Annotated in this window: 17 protein-coding genes; 7 read left to right on the plus strand and 10 right to left on the minus strand. The window is 37.2% G+C overall.

Features of this window, described 5'->3' with window-relative positions; all coding sequences use genetic code 11:
- Nucleotides 1–105 precede the first annotated feature (105 nt).
- Nucleotides 106–1,800 carry a gamma-glutamyltransferase gene (gene ggt, locus GOQ16_RS01920; RefSeq protein WP_160067367.1) on the plus strand — a complete coding sequence of 565 codons (1,695 nt, stop codon included), beginning with the start codon at nucleotides 106–108 and terminating at the stop codon, nucleotides 1,798–1,800.
- Between the two features lie 59 nt (nucleotides 1,801–1,859).
- On the opposite strand, the gene GOQ16_RS01925 is transcribed toward ggt, so the two are convergent.
- Together GOQ16_RS01925 and GOQ16_RS01930 are read right to left on the minus strand one after the other, a co-directional pair.
- The gene (locus tag GOQ16_RS01925) at nucleotides 1,860–3,182 is read right to left on the minus strand and encodes a DNA recombination protein RmuC (protein ID WP_160067369.1); all 1,323 of its coding nucleotides are present in this window, start codon (nucleotides 3,180–3,182) and stop codon (nucleotides 1,860–1,862) included.
- Between the two features lie 44 nt (nucleotides 3,183–3,226).
- A complete protein-coding gene (locus GOQ16_RS01930) occupies nucleotides 3,227–4,414 on the minus strand; it encodes a formimidoylglutamase (protein WP_160067371.1) in 1,188 nt (395 codons plus the stop codon).
- A gap of 180 nt (nucleotides 4,415–4,594) precedes the next feature.
- On the opposite strand from GOQ16_RS01930, the gene GOQ16_RS01935 reads away from it, so the two are divergent.
- The 4 genes from GOQ16_RS01935 to GOQ16_RS01950 all read left to right on the plus strand — a co-directional run bounded on the left by GOQ16_RS01935 (nucleotide 4,595) and on the right by GOQ16_RS01950 (nucleotide 9,574).
- Entirely contained in the window at nucleotides 4,595–5,584 is a 990-nt protein-coding gene (locus GOQ16_RS01935; RefSeq protein ID WP_160067373.1) for an NAD-dependent epimerase/dehydratase family protein, read from the plus strand.
- A 6-nt stretch (nucleotides 5,585–5,590) separates the two neighbouring features.
- Nucleotides 5,591–6,889, plus strand: a complete 1,299-nt coding sequence (locus tag GOQ16_RS01940; RefSeq protein WP_160067375.1) for an HAD-IB family phosphatase — start codon at nucleotides 5,591–5,593, stop codon at nucleotides 6,887–6,889.
- 78 nt (nucleotides 6,890–6,967) lie between these two features.
- A complete protein-coding gene (locus GOQ16_RS01945; RefSeq protein WP_160067377.1) occupies nucleotides 6,968–8,713 on the plus strand; it encodes a DUF4091 domain-containing protein in 1,746 nt (581 codons plus the stop codon).
- An 18-nt stretch (nucleotides 8,714–8,731) separates the two neighbouring features.
- On the plus strand, nucleotides 8,732–9,574 hold the full coding sequence (locus tag GOQ16_RS01950; protein WP_160067379.1) for a DUF2911 domain-containing protein: 843 nt from the start codon (nucleotides 8,732–8,734) through the stop codon (nucleotides 9,572–9,574).
- Nucleotides 9,575–9,612: 38 nt separating this feature from the next.
- Here GOQ16_RS01950 and GOQ16_RS01955 read toward each other — a convergent pair whose 3' ends face one another.
- The 3 genes from GOQ16_RS01955 to cdaA form a co-directional block, all read right to left on the minus strand.
- The gene (locus GOQ16_RS01955; RefSeq protein WP_160067381.1) at nucleotides 9,613–12,552 is read right to left on the minus strand and encodes an FAD-binding and (Fe-S)-binding domain-containing protein; all 2,940 of its coding nucleotides are present in this window, start codon (nucleotides 12,550–12,552) and stop codon (nucleotides 9,613–9,615) included.
- A 1-nt stretch (nucleotide 12,553) separates the two neighbouring features.
- Nucleotides 12,554–13,462, minus strand: a complete 909-nt coding sequence (locus tag GOQ16_RS01960; protein ID WP_160067383.1) for a DUF1338 domain-containing protein — start codon at nucleotides 13,460–13,462, stop codon at nucleotides 12,554–12,556.
- Between the two features lie 127 nt (nucleotides 13,463–13,589).
- A complete protein-coding gene (gene cdaA, locus GOQ16_RS01965) occupies nucleotides 13,590–14,384 on the minus strand; it encodes a diadenylate cyclase CdaA (protein ID WP_160067385.1) in 795 nt (264 codons plus the stop codon).
- Nucleotides 14,385–14,526: 142 nt separating this feature from the next.
- Between cdaA and GOQ16_RS01970 the strand changes: the two genes are divergently transcribed.
- The gene (locus GOQ16_RS01970) at nucleotides 14,527–15,246 is read left to right on the plus strand and encodes a pyridoxine 5'-phosphate synthase (RefSeq protein WP_160067387.1); all 720 of its coding nucleotides are present in this window, start codon (nucleotides 14,527–14,529) and stop codon (nucleotides 15,244–15,246) included.
- 75 nt (nucleotides 15,247–15,321) lie between these two features.
- Here the strand turns inward: GOQ16_RS01970 and lepB are convergent, their stop codons facing one another.
- The 5 genes from lepB to GOQ16_RS01995 are packed head-to-tail and all read right to left on the minus strand — an operon-like array spanning nucleotide 15,322 to nucleotide 20,026.
- Nucleotides 15,322–16,761, minus strand: coding sequence for a signal peptidase I (gene lepB / locus GOQ16_RS01975; RefSeq protein ID WP_160067389.1), 1,440 nt, complete (start codon nucleotides 16,759–16,761; stop codon nucleotides 15,322–15,324).
- 50 nt (nucleotides 16,762–16,811) lie between these two features.
- Nucleotides 16,812–17,555: a 4-hydroxy-tetrahydrodipicolinate reductase gene (gene dapB / locus GOQ16_RS01980; RefSeq protein ID WP_160067391.1), complete on the minus strand. Its 744-nt coding sequence runs from the start codon at nucleotides 17,553–17,555 to the stop codon at nucleotides 16,812–16,814.
- A gap of 13 nt (nucleotides 17,556–17,568) precedes the next feature.
- The gene (locus GOQ16_RS01985) at nucleotides 17,569–18,312 is read right to left on the minus strand and encodes a DUF5683 domain-containing protein (RefSeq protein ID WP_160067393.1); all 744 of its coding nucleotides are present in this window, start codon (nucleotides 18,310–18,312) and stop codon (nucleotides 17,569–17,571) included.
- Nucleotides 18,312–19,226, minus strand: a complete 915-nt coding sequence (locus GOQ16_RS01990) for a ParB/RepB/Spo0J family partition protein (RefSeq protein WP_160067395.1) — start codon at nucleotides 19,224–19,226, stop codon at nucleotides 18,312–18,314. The genes GOQ16_RS01985 and GOQ16_RS01990 overlap by 1 nt, the downstream gene beginning before the upstream one ends.
- Entirely contained in the window at nucleotides 19,226–20,026 is an 801-nt protein-coding gene (locus GOQ16_RS01995; protein WP_149912783.1) for a ParA family protein, read from the minus strand. Before GOQ16_RS01995 ends, GOQ16_RS01990 begins: the two co-directional genes overlap by 1 nt.
- A gap of 207 nt (nucleotides 20,027–20,233) precedes the next feature.
- Here GOQ16_RS01995 and GOQ16_RS02000 point away from each other — a divergent pair, with 207 nt between their 5' ends.
- The gene (locus tag GOQ16_RS02000; RefSeq protein WP_160067397.1) at nucleotides 20,234–20,755 is read left to right on the plus strand and encodes an NADPH-dependent FMN reductase; all 522 of its coding nucleotides are present in this window, start codon (nucleotides 20,234–20,236) and stop codon (nucleotides 20,753–20,755) included.
- Nucleotides 20,756–20,778: the final 23 nt, after the last annotated feature.

Below are 20,778 nucleotides of genomic sequence, written 5' to 3' on the forward strand. Positions count from 1 at the left end.
ATTTTTAGTTGATAAAATCTGATAATTAGAGTTTATGCTTAATATTACCTTTTTTTTCTGAATATAAGTATCTTTAGGCACAAACAAGCAAACCTTACATATCATATGAAAAACATCATTTATTTTATCGTAGTTTCCTTTCTGAGTTACAGTTGTATTTCGATTCAACGAACTGAAATGCAACCTATCAGTAGTACTTATGATAATGGAGCTGTGGTAACAGCGCATCCTTTGGCTTCTAAGGTGGGGGTTGATATTTTGAAAAAAGGCGGTAATGCAGTAGACGCAGCGATCGCAGTCAAATTTGCTTTGGCTGTTGTATATCCCAATGCAGGAAATCTTGGTGGTGGTGGTTTTATGGTTTACCGCAGTAAGACTGGAGAAGTAGCGTCATTAGATTTTCGTGAGAAAGCACCTGCTGCAGCTTTTAAGGATATGTATTTGGACAAAGATGGTAACCCGATAACAGACTTAAGTCTATATGGCCAGCTCGCTGCAGGTGTCCCAGGATCAGTTGCGGGAATGGATGAAGCTTTTAAAAAATATGCTTCCTTGCCATGGAAAGAACTTGTTGCTCCCGCAATAGCATTAGCAGAGAAAGGTTTTCCAATAACAAAACAACAAGCTGGTGAGTTCAATAATTACAAAGCTCGATTTATCCAACACAATCCTAATGGTGCGGCTATTATCAAAACGGAAGATTGGAAAGAAGGAGATAATTTTGTACAATTAGAATTAGCAGAAACTTTAAAACGTATAGCGAGCGAAGGTCGTGATGGATTTTATAAGGGTAAAACTGCCGACTATATCGTAGCCGAAATGAAACGTGGCAACGGTATTATTTCGCACAAAGACCTAGAAGATTACCAAGCTATTTGGCGTAAACCAATTGTAGGTGAATACAAAGGCCATAAAATTATTTCTATGCCTCCACCTTCGAGTGGTGGTGTGGCACTATTGGCCTTATTGCAATCTGTCGAAAAATACCCGTTAGCACAATGGGGTTTTCAATCAGACAGCACTGTCAGAGCGATGGTCGAAGCAGAGCGTCGTGTGTACGCAGATCGCGCAACACACTTAGGTGATCCAGATTTTTACCGTGTTCCAGTAGAACATTTAACTTCTGCGGCTTACAATCAAAGTAGAATGGTAAATGTATCTTTAGCAAAAGCAACAGATAGTGAAACGATCAAAGCAGGCAAATTTCCTGGCTACGAATCTGAAGAAACTACACATTATAGCATTGTCGACAAAGAAGGAAATGCGGTTTCGCTGACAACGACTATCAACGGATCATATGGATCATTAGTATGGGTTGACGGAGCGGGCTTCTTGTTAAACAATGAAATGGATGATTTCTCCGTAAAACCGGGTACACCAAATATGTATGGTTTATTAGGCGGCAAAGCGAACTCTGTTGAACCTGGAAAACGTATGTTGTCTGCTATGACGCCTACTATTGTGGAGAAAGACGGCAAGTTGAAAATGGTCGTTGGTACACCTGGCGGTTCTACAATTATTACTTCGGTTTTTCAAACAATATTAAATGTATTGGAATTTGGCATGACAGCACAAGAATCTGTTAGTACAGCACGATTTCATCACCAATGGAAACCAGATCGTATAGACGTAGAAGCAAAAGCTATCGATGAAAAAACGCGCTTAAGTTTAGAAAAAGACGGTTATAAAATTCACATAAGAGGAAATATCGGCCGGGTAGAAAATATTATTGTATTACCAAACGGTAAATTACAGGCTGGAGCAGATCATCGTGGTGATGATACGGCAATGGGATATTAAGCAAAACGGTATTGACTTAAACAATAAAGGGAAGATGGAAATCTTCCCTTTATTGTTTCCTACGAATCCAAAAACTTATCATCTATCTGTTTATTCGCTTTCGCGCCAAGCGATTTTAAATTTTCTACGCGTCGCACTACATTTCCAGCGCCAGTTGAAAGCTTCTTCATGGCTTCATCGTGCTTTTCTGAAGCTTTATTTAGATGCACTTGAATTTGCTGCATATCGGTCAAAAATCCGACGAACTTATCATAAAGCGCGCCTGCCTCCCGTGCTATTTCTAAGACATTTCGATTCTGACGTTCTTGTTTCCACATGGAAGCAATTGTACGCAATGTCGCCAACAATGTTGAAGGGCTCACAATCACAACTCGTCTATCCCAAGCATCCGAAAATAATTCTGGCTTATGCATCACCGCAACACTCAATGCGGATTCTATTGGCATAAAAAGCATGACAAAATCTGGTGAATGAATGCCGTACAAACTGTGGTAATTCTTAGCCGAAAGTTCTTTCACATGGTTTTCAATGGACTGCACATGCAATTTTAAATGCAAACTCAATTCTTCTTCGGTCTCAGCATTGATGTAATTATCATAGGCAACTAAAGAAACTTTAGAATCGACAATCAACTGCTTGTCATCTGGTAAATCTATAATCGCATCAGGCTGCAATCGTCGCCCTTGCTCATCTTGCAAAGAAACTTGCAATCTGTATTCTTGATCTTTTGTTAACCCCGAACGTTCTAAAACGCGTTCCAAAATCACTTCGCCCCAATTTCCTTGCTTCTTGGAATCACCTTTCAAAGCACGTGTCAAATTATTAGCTTCGTCTTTAATTTGCAAACTTTGTTGCATCAATTGTTCCACGACACCTTTCAATACATTTCGCTCAGCGGATTCTTGAGCATAAGATTTTTCAACTTTCTCTTCGAAAGTTTTAATTTTTTCTTTCAGAGGATCTAAGATAACACCCAAATATTGTTGATTCAGGGCCGTAAACTTTTGGGTCTTTTCTTCTAATATCTTATTCGCCAAAACTTGAAACTCATTGTTAAATTGCGCTTTGGTACGCTGAATTTCTTCTTTTTGCTCCTCGAATTTTTCTTGTTGTGCTTGCAAATATGCATTCGTCCCTTCCAACGTTCGTTCTAAGGCATTGCGCTCATTTTGCTCACGCTCGAGCAATCGTTTCAGCTCCTCCTTTTCCTGTGCTTGCAATTCAGCAAATTGCTTTACTTTCGCGTATTCAATTTCCAGTTCTTGCTTATACTGACTAAGCTTATCGAATTCTGATTTAGAAACTCCTCTTGCTTTTTGCAATGCAAAATAAATACAAACAACAAGTAATAAAACAATTAGTGCAATTAATATATATTCCATAAATCTTATTTAAACAAAAAATGGTCTGAAAAGACCATCGAATATTATTGTAATTTTTGATGTGTTTTCCACCAAATATCAGGCATTTCGCCAGAAACGGCAAGTTGGTAATCCTCATAACGGCATGGCACTAAGTAAAAACGCTCGTTTACAGATTTTGTACCAAAATAAGGCACTTGCATCCACCAACGATCGGACTTTTTACTTTTCACAAAAACCAATTCGTGCTCTTCATTTTCTAATGGCGTACGGTAAATGATGTAAGCCGATTTCGGAACTAGAGGTGCATCGTTTTTACGGTTGTAATAGCCATCCACAAAACACCAAATCATTTGTGAAACTAACATTGCAGTTTGTTCCATTGGATCAAATGTGGGATTAAATTCATAAAAACCGATTGAACTACATTTATCCGACATACCCGCATATCGCGCCAATTGACACGCTTCATCGCCAAATAAACCATTCGGTACCGCATTAGCGTTGCCTGGAGCTTCGGATGCACGGATAGCACCAATATCAAATGAAACCATATCCGCAGCACGAATTATTGGCTCCGCCTGATCCAGTTTTCCAGCAATCATACCGACACGCTGTGCATTGAAGAACAGTTTGTCGTACATATTGATGGATTCTTTGCTCACCAAATACGTCTGATACGCGACATTATTAAGGTTGAAAAGATAGTCTGGTTGATGCAAAATTAAATGATTCAGATAGGTCTGCGAATTCAGCGGCATATCCTCCGTATGCTCTTGATCCAAATCAAACTTCGCATCAATAACCGCAACTTCCACACGTTGCTCCAACTCCTGATAACCTCGGTATTGCGCGTACGTCAAATCTTGACCTCCGCCAATAATAATCGGAACAATATCTTTCTTGACCAATTCCTCCACAACAACTTTCAGTGCTGCATAGGTATCATTGATCGAATTGCCAGCTATGATATTTCCAAAATCAACAATTTTTGTTTTATAATCGCCTTGGTACAGCTCATACAAATGTTTGCGTACAGCATTAGGTGCTTTCGCGGTTCCTTTGTTATTGATCGAAGCACGATCTTCTTCTACACCTATGATAGCTAGATTTGGTCTGTTTTCTTCATCCTCCCAATTCGGGAATTCATCTTGATAGATTTGAATAACACGTCCAAATTGAGAATTTAGATATTCATCTTTCAAAGAAATATCCGACAAGCTAATGGGTGAAAAAAAATCTGCTAATGACATATTTGGAAATTATTAATAACGAAAAACTATATTTGGTATATCGCTATGCAAATATGCATTTATTCATCCAAATCATAAAACTTTTAAAAGTATTCAAATCATATAAATACCGTATAACTTTTGCATTCCATAGCCTAAAAATCTATATTTGAATGGCTAAAACATTATATAACAAAGCACGTGATATTAGTAACTGGAGGAACAGGATTTTTAGGGTCAGCGCTCATCAAATTGTTAATCGATCAAGGGCATGCAGTCGTGGCGACAAAGAGGTCATCTTCAAGTATTCCAGATAAATTAAAATCTTCTTCATTGATACAATGGGTGGATGCCGATGTGACGGATTATTTTGCATTGGAGGAGGTATTCAAAGGGATTTCGCAAGTTTATCACTGCGCCGCTAAAGTATCTTACCAAAAGGAAGATGCCCCAGAAATGTTTTTGATCAATGTAGAAGGTACTTCACATATTGTAAATTTATGTTTGGCACACAAAGCTAGACTGCTTCACGTGAGTTCGATAGCAGCATTGGGTACAAGTAAAAACAATAAACCTGTCAACGAACTAGACAAATGGGAATTCAATCCCAAAATATCCAATTACTCCTTATCGAAATACAAATCCGAATTGGAAGTATGGCGTGGGATTAACGAAGGACTGGATGCGGTAATTATTAATCCTTCCGTGATTATGGGTATAGGATCTTACAAAAAAGGTTCAGGTGCAATATTCGAGTTGGTGAACAATGGAATCAAAATATTTACAGGCGGTTCGGTAGGCATCGTAGATGTAGAAGATGTGAGTAAAATCATGGTGCAACTGATGAATAGCGAATCCATATCAGGCGAAAGATTTATTCTGAATTCGGAAAACATTTCGAATAAAGAGTTGCTATCGCGTATAGCAAAATTGATAAATAAAAAAGCTCCTACCATTCGTGCGAATTCTTGGATGCTTTCGTTTGCATGGCGTGCTGCAAAAGTAGCTTCAATGATTACAGGTAAAAAGCCTGTCATTACCGAAGAATCTACTCGTGCAGCTTCCGATCTTTTGGCTTATTCGAATGAAAAGATTGTCTCGACGATTAATTATTCATTCAAACCTTTGAATCACACGCTAGAAGAAATAGCGAACACATATTATAATAACAACAAAACACAAACAATCTAAACAGCAGTGAAAAATTATTACATCATTGATTTCGACAGTACGTTCACACAAGTGGAGGCATTGGACGAGCTGGCTCGTATATCATTAGAAGGTAGTCCAGATCAAGAAAAGGTTTACAAAGAGATCGAACGCTTTACCAACTTAGCGATGGAAGGAAAAATTTCTTTCCGTGAGGCTCTGGCTGGTCGTATTGCTTTATTACGAGCAAATAAAGAGCATTTACAAAAGCTGATCAAGCATTTGAAGAAAAAAGTTTCGAAATCCTTTGACAGAAATCGGGAATTTTTCAAACAAAATTCGGAGACTGCTTGGATTGTATCCGGTGGTTTCAAAGAGTTCATTATTCCTGTAGTATCACCTTACGGGATTTTGGAAGAAAACATTTACGCCAATACGTTCAAATTTGATGAAAACGGCTACATTGTTGGCTATGACGATACTAATCCGCTTTCGAATGAAGGTGGTAAAGTACAGCTTTTGAAAGATCTAAACATCCAAGGTACTATTTATGGTATCGGTGATGGTTATTCTGATTTTCAGCTGAAAGAATCGGGATTGATTGAGAAATTTTTCGCGTTCACAGAGAATATTTCACGCAAAAGTGTTACGGACAATGCGGATCACGTTACCCCAAGTTTTGACGAATTCTTGTACGTCAATCAATTGCCTTCGGCAATTTCTTACCCAAAGAATCGTATTTTATGTCTGATTGTAGGTGATGTTCCTGAGATTTCAGCGCACATTTTGAAGCGAGATGGTTTCTCTATCCGTGTGAAAGATACTTTTGAAGAAAAATACACCAAAGATGTTGGAATGTTGTTGTTAGGTAATGGTGTACAAGTATCAAACGAACAATTGTCTCGAGCGGATAAATTGAAAACTTTGGGTTACTTAGGTGATGTAAAAGGTAATGTAAGCAGAACGTTGTGTACGCAAAAAGGTATTGTAATTTTTGATGATAAAAAAGAAAAACACACCAATGCTGAATTTGTGCCGCGTCGTATGGCTGATTTTATCAACAATGGTGATACAGATCAAAGTCGTAATTTCCCACATTTGATTTTACCTAAAAAATTAAAAGGTCACCGTTTATTACATATTCACAAAAATGTACCAGGCATTTTAGCACGTATCAATAATATTTATGCGGATAATCAAATCAACATATTATCGCAATTTTTGATGACACGTGGTGATTTAGGTTATGTGGTTACAGATATTGATTCGAATTATGATAAAAAATTAATCACACAGCTCAAGAAGATCGAAAATACAATCAAATTTAGAATATTATACAAACAATAATACGTGAAGGCTTTCAATCGAAAGCCTTTCTTATTTAAGAAGAATTAATTTCGTATTTTGAGCATCAAATTATAGACTATGAAAAGACTTCTTACTTTGATGTTTACTTTAATTTGTGCTTCATCCTTCGCACAATTTAAAGAAATTGCCGATCCAAAAAAACATTTAGCCGACCACAACCCATGGGACAAACTCCAAAGTGGAATTCAATTTTCATTTATTGATCCTGATTTCAGTGTATCTAAACACAATGTTCCCACAACAGTAATACACAAAACTTGGAAAGCAGAGGCGTGGGCAGGTGAAACCATAAATTCACAACTCGCTGTTTGGACTAAGGATATGAAATTTGATAATTCAACTATAGAACTTTCAGTTTCAGATCTTAAATCAAACAAAAATCGCATTACCAAAAATAATATTCAATTCGCTCCCATCGCATATGTAATCAGTGATGATCCATCCAAATTAAAATCGGCTTGTGGGATTAATGTAATTTTAGATTCTACATTAGTGGCCGACCGTATTTTAAATTCAACTACTTATACTTTCAATTCAAAGGAAACAAGACCATTGTGGTTGAGTGTAACAGTTCCTCAGGATGCCAAACCTGGAATTTATAAGGGAGAAGTGAACGTGAAAATAACATCTAGCAATCAAACCAAAGAGCTCACATTGCCTTATATTATCAATGTTTCAAAACATAAATTAGATGCAGCAAAAGATTGGGATTTCCATTTGGATTTATGGCAGAACCCATATTCTTCTGCACGTTATTACGATTTAGAAGTTTTTTCAAAAGAACATTTAGAAAAAATAAAACCTTCAATGGAACGCTTAGCTAATGCTGGGCAAAAGAACATTACCACTACTTTGATCTATGATCCTTGGAATAGCCAAACATTTGACAAATACGACGCGATGATTCGTTGGACCAAGAAAACAGATGGAACTTGGCATTACGATTATACTTTATTTGATCGTTGGGTGGAATATATGCATGAGGTAGGAGTATCGGATTACATCAATTGCTATAGTATGATTCCGTGGAACTTGTCATTTTATTATTTCGATGAGGCAACACAACAAAGACAAGTTTTGAAAGCTAAACCAAGTGAAAAAGCATACGAAGATCATTGGTATCCTTTCTTAAAAGATTTTGCAGCGCACCTAAAGAAAAAAGGTTGGTTTAAGAAAACTACTATTGCAATGGATGAGCGTCCTATGAAAGATATGCAAGCCGCTATTGGAATTATCAAAAAAGCAGATCCGAACTTTCAAATCTCGCTGGCAGGCTACTACCATCCCGAATTATCGGACGACATCATTGATTACGCAATTCCATTTTACGATACGATGGCAGAAGATATTTTGGCTTCGCGCAAAGCGAAGGGTTACAAGACGACAGCTTACACCTGTTGTACCGAAATATTCCCCAATACATTCACAAGTTCGGGGTATCATGAGCCAATTTATATGATCGTGAATACCATTCAACGTGGTTTTGATGGATATTTGCGTTGGGCTTACGACTGTTGGAATGGGAATCCACTTGAAGATACCCGTTTTGGCTCATGGGCAGCTGGGGACACATATTTGGTCTATCCAGAAAACGAAACGAGTATTCGTTTTGAAAAATTGCGTGAAGGCATTCAAACCGTTGAAAAAATCAAAGCATTACGTGCTATATTGTCAAAAGAAGGGAAGATGGAAGAGCTAAAATCTTTAGAACAGGAGATTCAAAAATTCAGTAACAAAAATATTAATCGCGATTTAATACCTGCACAGGTCAAAAGCCTGAAAAATTTATTAAATTCACACTAAAAAATATACAAAGGGAAAATGAGAAAAACTATTTTATCAATAGCAACAGTAGCTTTATTATTCTTAGGAACAGAATTGAGCCAAGCGCAGGTGCAGTTACCTCCTGCAAGTAGTACCACCACAGTTATACAGGGGTTAGGTATTAAAAACATTATCTTATCCTATCAACGCCCAAGTATGAAAGGTCGTCAAATATTCGGTGGGTTAGTTCCATATAATGAAGTTTGGCGTACAGGTGCTAACAATATCCCTACGTTGACATTGGATGAAGAGGTTAATATCGAGGGAAATGTTGTTCCTGCAGGTACGTACGGTATTTTCACCATTCCAACGCCAACAGAATGGACGGTTATTTTAAGTAAAAATCCAAAACAATGGGGCGCTTATCAATACAATCAAGCTGATGATTTCTTACGTTTCAAAGTAAAACCACAGAAATTGGCTAATAAAGTAGAAACATTCACCATTACTTTTGATGATGTTACTACGAATTCAACGAGTGTTTCATTAGCTTGGGAAAATACGAAAGTAGCATTTTCTATTACGACAGATCAGTCTAAAGAAATCATGGCTAGTATTGAACAAGCGATGCAAGGCGAGAAAAAACCTTATTTCCAAGCTGCTCAACATTACTTCACCAATAATCTAGATATCAAAAAAGCTGCGGAATGGGTAAAATTAGCGGATGAAGGAAATACTGGCGCAGCACATATCAAATATTGGAAATCAAGAATTTTAAATAAAGCTGGTGATAAAGTTGGTGCTAGAAAAGCCGCACAAGAAGGTATTGAAATGGCAAAAAAAGCTAATAATGGTGAGTATATCAAATTGAATACAGAAGCACTTAATGAAGCTAAATAATTTGTAAGAATCAAATATCTTAAAAGACAAAAGTCATCTTATAAAAGATGACTTTTGTCTTTTAATGCTTTATATAAGACTTCAACGGGATGAATCGCGATTTCCTTTGTTCCATCGTAAATCTGATGTCGACAACTACCTCCTGTAGCAACGACGATTGTATCCTGAGCTTTTCCACGAACTTGCGGGAAAAGTACTAATTCTCCAATCTGCATAGAGATGTCATAATGTTCTTTCTCATACCCAAAAGCACCTGCCATTCCGCAACAACCTGACGGAATCACTTCCACCTCATACCCTTGTGGGAAAGCTAATAGCGAAGATGTACATTGCTGCAATTTCCAAGCCTTTTGCTGACAATGTGTGTGCAATAATATATTTTGTGGCAGCTCGATGAAAACGTCTTTACTAATATTGCCTTTTTCAATCTCTTTCCACAAAAACTCCTCTATCACCATAGCAAAAGGAGCAATCCGCTGTGCGTCTGCCTCAAGCTCTTCGTCCACCAAATCCACGTATTCGTCCCGAAAACATAAAATCGCAGATGGCTCTACACACACCAGAGCGATTTCATCTGTCAAGCGCGAGGAGAAGATACGCACATTTTCATTAGCAAGTTTTCGCGCTTCGCGCAACATTCCTTTCGAAATTAATGCTCTAGCACTAAAAGCATGATTTATCACCAAAACCTCATATCCCAAAGCTTCCAGCAACAAAATGGCTTTCTTACCCAACTCCACATCATTATAGTTTGTGAATTCGTCACAATAGAAATATACTTCTTTGATTGGCTTTCTATCATTCCACAAAGGTTTTTCTCGGTTCAAAAACCATTTGCGAAGTGACTGAGAAGCGATCTTCGGAATATTACGTCTATTATCAAAACCTAAAATATTTTTTACAAGCTTACTTGTAAACTTATTCGATGTCCCCCAATTGTAAATACTCGGAATATAAGACATCAGCGCCGTCAATTGATCCACCATTCCGACCATGCGCGTTCGTAGTGGTAGTCCATTTGTATCGTGATACGCTTGTAAAAAGTCAGCTTTGACCTTAGCCATATCCACACTCGACGGACACTCCACCTTACAACCCTTACAACTTATACACAAATCCATGACTTCCTTTATTTCAGGATGATTATAGGGGTTTTCCTTAGTTGAATTTGTCAAAAATTCACGTAAGATATTCGCTCTCGCACGTGTCGTATCATGCTCATTGCGAGTCGCCATATACGAAGGACACATAGTGCCATTAGACAACTCTGTCTTGCGACAATCCCCCGAGCCATTACATTGCTCTACATGCTGAAGAATATTTTGACCTTTATAACGAAAAGTAGAAGTTATATTGCGAGTTTCAATACCTGGTTCATACCGTAAAAAGGTCTTCATGGCTGGTGTATCGACAATCTTTCCAGGATTGAAAATGCCATAGGGATCCCAAGTTCTCTTTATATCCTTTAGTAGCTGGTAATTACGTTCACCAATCATATAGGCAATGAATTCACCCCGCAAACGTCCATCACCGTGTTCACCACTCAATGAGCCTTTATATTTTTTGACAAGTTTAGCTATTTCAAAAGCAATATCTCGAAAAAGTTGATTTCCTTCTTTGGTCTTTAAATTGATAATTGGTCTTAAATGCAATTCGCCAGTAGCAGCATGCGCATAATGCACCGAATACAGGTTATATTTTGCTAAAATTTGGTTGAATTCTGAAATGTAAGCTGGCAAATCTTCTACATCGACTGCCGTATCTTCAATGACAGCAACAGGTTTCGCATCCGTGGGCGTATTACTCAATAATCCTAACCCTGCTTTACGCAAATCCCAAACTTTCTTTTTATCTGCGCCTACTATTAATGGAAAATAATAACCATATCCTGCTGCACGCATATCTGCTTCTACAGCATCTACTTTTTGTTGTAACACTGATTCTGTTTCCCCATCGTATTCTACAATCAAAATGGCTTTAGGATTTCCTTTGACAAAAAAACGATTTTGCTGTTGTTCTAAGTTATTTTCTGTACATCCTAGAATATAATCATCCATCAGTTCACTAACCAATGGCTTATGCTTCAAAGCAATTAAATTCGCTTTCAACGCATCATCTAATGATTGAAAATGTACACAAAGTAAGCCCGTAGGTTTTTTGGGAAGTGTATTAACGTGCAGCTTTATCGAAATAATAAATAAAAGTGTGCCTTCAGAACCACAGATTAATTTCGAAAAATTAAACTTCCCCGCCCCAACGGTAAAAGGATCTGTTTCCAAAAGTAAATCAATTGCGTAGCCTGTGTTACGACGTTCTACAGATTTCTTCGGAAATTCCCGACGTATCTCCTCTTGATTACGATAATCACTCAAAATCGAGCGCATATGCGTATACACTTTACCTTCCAAAGTGGGAAGTTCACATTTTGCTAGGAATTCTTCGAAAGTCAAATCACTGAAAGTTACTTTCGAGCCGTCTGAAAGATAGCCTTCTACTTCAAGTGTATGCTCTCGGGTACTCTTATAAATCAAAGAATTAGAACCACACGAATTATTTCCGACCATCCCTCCTATCATCGCACGATTGGCAGTAGATGTTTCAGGACCAAAATACAAATCATACGGGAGTAGATACATATTCAATTCATCGCGAATGACACCTGGCTGCACACGAACCCAATGTTCATCTGTATTGATTTCTAATATTTTGGTAAAATGCTTCGAAACATCCACGACAATGCCGCTACCCACGACTTGTCCTGCTAACGAAGTTCCTGCTGTTCTTGGAATTAAAGATGTATTATTAGCTCTTGCAAAAGCGATCAATTGCTGAATATCGGCTTCGGATTTAGGAATAGCAACAGCCAAAGGTATTTCCCGATAAGCTGATGCATCTGTAGCATAGAGCAAACGCATTTTCTCATCGAAAAAAAGATCGCCCGAAAGCGATTCTTTTAATTTCTGCAACTTTTCTTCCACCTTACGAACCCTTTATCTGTGTTGTATACGTACTTTCAAAAATTTTGTCTGCGTTATTGGTCTCAAACCCATCACGACGATGTTTCGATTTGATATCTTCTTTGAGTAAGTGTGCAAATTGTGGTAACACCGAGCGTTCGGCAAATTCGACATAACTACCTGCTATTTCAAGTGTCTTGCCATCTGCAAAAGTAGCATCATACAAAGCGGAAACTGTACTACTTTGACGCAAAAGCTTATCATCGCTGGTTTTAATTATACCACCAGAGTTGTTCAACTTCACACCAATACTCAACAAGAAGTCGTTAAATTCTTCCAATGTATTGTAGCCATCTTTTAATTCATGAATACTAATCGTATAATGATTTAAGTAATAACGGTTGTAAATTACCCAAGCAGCATACTCGCTCTCATTTAATAAAGTTTGGTATTCTTCTGAAGTCGGCAATGCCCATAAAGGCTTTTGCAAAAATGCAGCAGCTTCTTGACCATTTGTCAAATCCAAATCACCAACCGGATCTGAAGTAATCGCAGATGTATATTTATAAATGATATCTTGCGCTTCTTGGCTCAATTCACGCACACGCAACTCAGATACGAAAATGCGGGGATAACCTTCTGCTGGTGGAGAAAACCAGTAGGCATCTAATTTTTTACCTTCGAAATAATAATAATCACGCTTCACATAACCATATGCTTGGAATATCTTTTCGAAAGAAGCAATACCTAAATTGGGAACACCCAACGTACGGAAAGCAATATGATCATTCACAATATCATCCTGTGAACCTACAACTTCTTTTTCCAATAATGCTTTTGTGATTTTATCTACGTCTGCGACATTCTTACGATAATGTTCGAATAAATCGTTTAAAACAATGTCCAAAGGATTATTTTCTTCAAAATGCATGATACCAAAATTTATGTTTATACTTAGGTAAATTTAATAAAAACATTTTGATTTTCTTACGGATGAAAAGCGAAACGATCGAATATAATTCGAATATATCACAGTTTATCTAAATTAAATTCAAAAACTACAATTCATCCTTTAATAATTCTTCAAGCTCCTCTGCACTAAGATTCATATTGATATTTCCGTCTTTGGCGAAAGATATTTCACCAGTTTCTTCCGAAACAATCACGGCTACGGCTTCTGAAACTTCGGTCACACCTATGGCCGCACGGTGACGCAAACCAAACTGTGGCGGTAAGTCTTCACTATCAGAAAGAGGTAAAACACTGCTGGCTGTCATTACTCGAAAATCTACAATAACTACCGCACCATCGTGTAATGGACTATTTTTGAAAAAAATACTCTCTAACAAACGTTTTGATAAGGGCGCATCAATATATTCACCACTTGATTGATAATACTCTTCATCGAAATAACGGGAAAAAACAAGCAAAGCACCGGTTTTTGCCTTCGACATACTACGACACGCATCCACGATAATCTTGATTTGCTCAGTATGATCCTCCGTTACAGTGCGTTTTGAACCTATAAAATTCAAAAGATACTTCTTACGACGTAAAGAAATATTCTTACCTATATGTAATAAAAATCGACGAATCTCCTGTTGGAATACAACTATGAGTGCAATGGAACCAACGGATATAAACCCACCAAATATTTCAGTCAACAGGCGCATTTCCAATTGTTTTACGACCAAATAAATCCCGTAAAACAACCCTACACCAATCAAAATATTCACAGCAATCGTTCCTTTGATTAGACTGTAAATATAATAAATGATCACTGCGACCAACATGATATCAATGATATCAAGCAATCTAAATCCTTCTAATATATTGAAGCTTATTCCATCCATTTACTATGCAATTTATAAAATTTATAGCAGGAATTTTGGTCAATGTTGCAATATTGTAAGAGAAAATTGGCAATTCGAGTTAAGGTCTACCATCAACTTACTCGTAATAATTCTTTACCTTTGACCAATAATACAGTAAACCATGACAAGACTATCCGTAAATATTAATAAAATAGCTACACTGCGCAACTCACGTGGTGGAAATGTACCTAACTTGGTCGCTGCTGCACTAGCATGTGAGCGTTTTGGTGCTGAAGGCATAACCGTACATCCACGTCCTGACGAACGTCATATACGTTACCAAGATGTCTACGATTTGAAAGCTGAAATTAAAACTGAATTCAATATCGAAGGTAATTGTCAAGAACAAAAATTTGTCGAACTCGTATTGGCAAATAAACCCGGACAGGTAACATTAGTTCCCGATGCATTGGGACAGTTGACGTCAAATCATGGATGGGACACTATCAAAAACAAAGAATATCTAAAGGAAACCGTAAAGGTATTTAAAGATGCTGGTATTCGTGTTTCCATTTTTGTAGATCCGATTGAAGAAATGGTTGAAGCTGCTGCCGAAACTGGAACTGACCGCATCGAGCTGTATACAGAAGCCTATGCTTCTGAATTTGGTTTTGATAAAGAAAAAGCGATTGAGCCTTATTTCAAAGCAGCTGTAAAAGCAAGAGAAGTCGGACTAGGATTAAATGCAGGTCACGATTTGGATTTAAATAATTTAGCTTATTTCAACCAACATATACCAGGATTATTAGAAGTAAGTATTGGACATGCACTAATATCTGATGCGATATATTTAGGTTTAGAAGAAACTATTAAACGCTACTTAGCCGCTCTAAAGGCATAGTTATAGTTACTATGAAATAGAAAAAGCTCTGATTGAAAGTCAATCAGAGCTTTTCTATTTTTATATACTAAGGTATTATTCAATACCCTTGAAAATTCTATTCCAACGAATCTTAGATAAGAAAGTACCATCAGCATCCCAACTTAACCAGGTAAATAACGCTTTACCTACGATATGATCTTCTGGTACAAATCCCCAACCACGAGAATCCAACGAATTGTGACGACTATCACCCATCATCCAATAATAGTCCATCTTGAACGTATATGAATCTGTTTTCTGACCATTTATCAAAATATCATCTCCGTTTATCTCTAACGTATTACCTTCATATACTGTAATAGCACGCTGATATAATGGCAACGTCCATTTATCTAATTTCACTGTCCATCCTTTAGCAGGCACTTTTATTGGACCAAAATTATCGTAAGTCCATTGACGCTCATTCCAATCGTAATTTGGGAATGATATATAATCTGGATTATCCGCCGTGTATATAACTTCTCTCACTTCTTTCACATTAGACCAGGAACGTATTGATTCTGCTTCTTCAGGGGTTATATGCAAAACATAAATACCTTGAGACGGATCAGTATTTCCAAAATCTACTTCAAAACGGTTCTTTACCAAATTATCTTCTGAAATCCCATACGGTTCAGCAAAAACAATATAAGAAGTTTGTAAATCTTTAGAATCATATGAAATAGCACCATTCACATATAAACGACCATCTTTCATAGACACTTCGTCGCCTGGAATACCTACTGCACGTTTAATGTAGTTCTCACGTTTATCCACAGGACGGTTATATGGCTCATCAGCTTCCATTGGATAATTGAAAACAACCACGTCATTTCGTTCTATCCCCTGAAAACCGGGCAATCTTTTATAAGGAATATTAATTAATTCGGAATAAGCTTTACCGCCAGTCAATGGCATAGTATGGTGAGCAAAAGGAAATGCTATTGGTGTATTTGGAATACGTGGCCCGTAATTTAACTTACTTACAAACAAAAAATCACCAACTAATAATCTTCTTTCCATGGATCCTGTAGGGATCATATACGCTTCGATTAAAAAACCACGAATTAAAGAAGCCGCTACTGTAGCAAAAATAATAGCGTCAGCCCATTCGCGACCTACAGACTTCTTGTATGGATATAGCTTCTTGAATTCATCTGTAGCTGATTGACCTTTATATTTAACGTTGGGATCTCTTCCCCACATCGGCAATACAACAAAAGGAACTAACACTGCAGCAGCTGTTTCCCAAAAACGTTGTTTTCCAAATGCTTTCAACAGGTCTAAATATAGACTATAGAAAATAAAAATATTGACAATCGGCACCAACAATAAAGCAACCCACCATGCAGGTCTACCTACCAGTTGCGTCATTACATATTCGCGATAGAAAGGTATGAATGCTCCCCAACCTTGTTTGCCAGCCTTTTTAAACAAAAGAAATAACCCGTAAAGGGCTACAATTGTTAAGACTCCAAATATTATATACCACATATTTATTTATTTTAACATAGAAAACCCACTAGGTAGAAGGTATTCGGTGCCTATTTATTAAAATCAAAAATTTCTGTTACTTGATAAAAACCCTTCTTGCCGTATAACCACTCAGCAGCTACGACTGCGCCCAATGCAAAACCGTCACGATTGTGCGCTGTATGTTTGAATTCAATTTGATCAACTTCTGAACTATACAATACTGTATGCGTACCCGGCACTTCTTCTATACGAAGACTTTCAATTAATAATTCATTAGGCTTATTGACTACTTCTTCTTCTGACCCTACGACTTGATTTACCCAAGATTTCTTAACATCATTGTTGTCAATAATACCTTCAGCAATAGTGATTGCAGTTCCACTTGGTGCATCCAGCTTGTGGATATGGTGAATTTCTTCAACCTGCACATCGTATTGTTGGTAAGGATTAACGGCTTTTGCCAATAATCTATTTATATGAAAAAAGATATTTACACCAATACTAAAGTTAGAACCATATAATAATGCTTGATCTGCTTCCAAACAAGTTTCCTTCACTTCTTGCAAATGCTCGTACCAACCTGTAGTACCAACTACTAAAGGTAAATCCGCTTCAAAACAAAGACTAATATTCTCTAAAGCTGCGTCTGGAGTACTAAAATCTATGGCAATATCAGCGTCGGCTAAATCTTCAGCAGTAAGTGTTTCCCTATTGTGCGCATCAACAATTAATGCTATTTCATGACCTCTTTTGAGCGCAAATTTTTCAATTAGCTGTCCCATTTTGCCATAACCTAGTATAACGATTTTCATATTTAAGGTTTATCTATTTAAAATTAAACGTCAACTTCACACCAGGTGTAAATTGACGGCCAAAATTCATATTATATGCCAAATTAGATGTTGGCAACATCGTAGGAATGATTTTGAACCCCAAATCATCCCCTATATTATACCGAAAGCGCAACATAGAATCCACGTACGCCTCCAATACATTTAATCCCCACCAGCCTGCTGTGACTAAAATAGTCATGTCACGGTAACGGCGATAATTATCTTTAGCACGTATTAATCCTTCTGTGGATGGAAAACTGAATTCTAAGTCAGGATCATTTGGAGCACCGTTATTATTAATCCGATAAGCGGCTTCATCTACGAATTTTCGATAATGCCAGTTCCAAAAATCAAACGTTAAATAACCTACAACCAGTCCACCATAAATGACGGGCAACTTTATCCATACATACTTACCACCATTAGTGATTTGTCCCCATCCTGGTGCTATAAGAGACCGTCGCCAAGCTTTTGTTGAAAGCTCCTCAATCGCTAAGCGAGTTGAGTCTTTTAAAATATCTTTGTAATAATATTTTTCTCGCTCCTTCTCTGCCTTTTCTCGTGCTTTACGCTCTGCGCGCGTTTCTTTTTTCTTTACCGTATCCTGCGCTGCTTTTACACTATCCAAAGCATTTAAAGCGGTGCTGTCCAAAGGTACTTTCTTCGTTGTATCAACTTGTGAAAAGCTGCTAAACGAACTTAAAAGAAAAAAAAATAAGATTAAATATTTCGGCATTACCAATCTAACAATTCTAAAATACGGCTTAAATCATCTTCTGATTCAAAAGGAATTTCTATTGCCCCCTTACCTTTTGTGTTTTTCAAGTTTAGACGTACGCGTGTAGAGAATTTAGATGCCAAATCATCTTCAATTTTTTGATATTGAAAATCCATTTGCTTTCCAACTCCTTTACCTTTTTTAGGTTTTAGCTGCTCTTGAATATTTCGCACCAAAATCTCAGCCATACGAACAGATAAATCTTTGTCGATTATTTCCTGATACACAAAAAGTTGTTTATCAATATCACCAACATTGATTAGTGCACGTGCATGACCCATTGATATTTTACCATCACGGATACCAATTTGGATCACTGGTGGCAATTTCAAAAGACGAAGATAGTTTGTTACCGTAGATCTATTTTTAGATACACGATCACCAAGTTCTTCTTGTTTCAAGTTACACTCTTCAATCATACGTTGGAAACTTAATGCCACCTCAATAGCATTTAAGTTCTCACGTTGGATGTTTTCAATCAACGCCATTTCCAACATCTGTTGGTCATTTGCCGTACGCACATAAGCTGGAATCTCTGTAATTCCGGCTAGCATAGACGCACGTAAACGACGCTCACCACTGATGAGTTGGTATTGATTTTTGCTGACTTGCCTTACTGTAATTGGCTGAATCAACCCTTGCAACACAATAGATTCAGAAAGCTCTTTTAAAGCATTCTCATCAAAATCTGTACGCGGCTGAAATGGGTTTACAGCAATTTCTTCAATTTTTATAAAATTAATACTACCTGCTGAAGGTGCGGCTGTATCACCGATCTCTCGTGAAGAAGTATTAGGAGATATTTTCAAATCATCCTGCAATAGCGCACCAAGTCCTTTTCCTAATCCTGTTTTACGTTGTAATGCTGCCATTATACGATTGCTTTTTCTTCTTTATTTATTTCTACCAATCCGTTCTTTTGTAAAATCTCACGAGCTAAGTTCAAATAGTTTATCGCGCCTTTGCATGATGCGTCGTGCATGATAACAGAGATACCGAAGCTAGGAGCTTCACTTAATCGTGTATTACGCTGAATAATGGTTTCGAAAACCAAATCTGTAAAATGTGTACGAACTTCTTCTACGACTTGATTAGAAAGACGTAAACGTACATCATACATCGTCAACAAAATACCTTCAATTTCCAAATTGGTATTTAATCTATTTTGAACGATTTTGATGGTATTTAATAATTTACCCAAACCTTCCAAAGCGAAATACTCACATTGCACTGGAATGATGACTGAATCAGACGCTGTCAAGGCATTAATCGTAATTAACCCTAATGATGGTGAACAATCAATGATGATGAAATCATAATCATCTTTGATTTCATCCAACATTTTCTTCATTTTGTATTCGCGTTCGTTCAGATTAATCATCTCAATCTCCGCTCCTACCAAATCAATATGTGCTGGCAGCAAATCCAAATGTGGCGTGTCGGTTGCTTTAATGGCATCACGAGGATTCAAATCATTTACCAAACACTCGTATACACTAGCCTTGATTCCACGTGGATCAAAACCAATCCCTGAAGTAGAATTTGCTTGTGGATCTGCATCCACCAACAACGTTTTATATTCTAAAACAGCCAAACTTGCGGCCAAGTTGATCGAAGTTGTTGTTTTCCCTACGCCGCCCTTTTGATTTGCTATTGCAATTATTTTTCCCATGAGATACCGAACCTTTACAATTTTTATACTATCAATTGCAGTTCTCTGATAAAATTAACAGTTACTGTAGGTATTAAATACTTAAATGATGTTAAATTTACTATTTTTGAGAACTTCCTGATACTATTACTCAGGATGCTAAGATACAAAAAATTGGTTTACGATTAGACAAATCGTGTATCGATTACGATAAGTTGCAACGTCACAATGAATTTAATTATATCAGGTACAAATAGGCTGGGTAGTAACTCTTTAAAAGTAGCTAACTATTACAAAGAAGAATTGCACAGTAAAGGTGAAGAATGGGAAATATTCTCTTTGGAAGATTTGCCTCACGACATTTTGTATACCGATTTGTACGGTAAAAGATCTAACGCTTTTGCAAGTATACAGACTAAAGTTTCAGCCGCTAAAAAATTCATTTTTATTATTCCTGAATATAATGGCAGCTACCCTGGAGCACTAAAAATTTTCGTGGATGCTTGCGCTTACCCAGCTTCTTTTTACCACAAAAAAGCCGCTTTGGTTGGTGTTTCTACAGGTAAATATGGCAATATTCGTGGAGTAGATCATTTCACGGGTGTTTGCAATTATGTGCGTATGCACGTATTACCTCTAAAAATCCACATACCTCATATCAAAGACGAACTGAACAGCTATGGAGTATTTGTCGACCCGATCACTCAAAAATTTATTAAAGAGCAGATTGAAGAGATTGTAAGGTTTTAAGAGACCTTACTAATTTTTCATCA

It is taken from the genome of Sphingobacterium bovisgrunnientis (assembly GCF_009829085.1).
GTDB classification, from domain to species: Bacteria; Bacteroidota; Bacteroidia; order Sphingobacteriales; family Sphingobacteriaceae; genus Sphingobacterium; species Sphingobacterium bovisgrunnientis.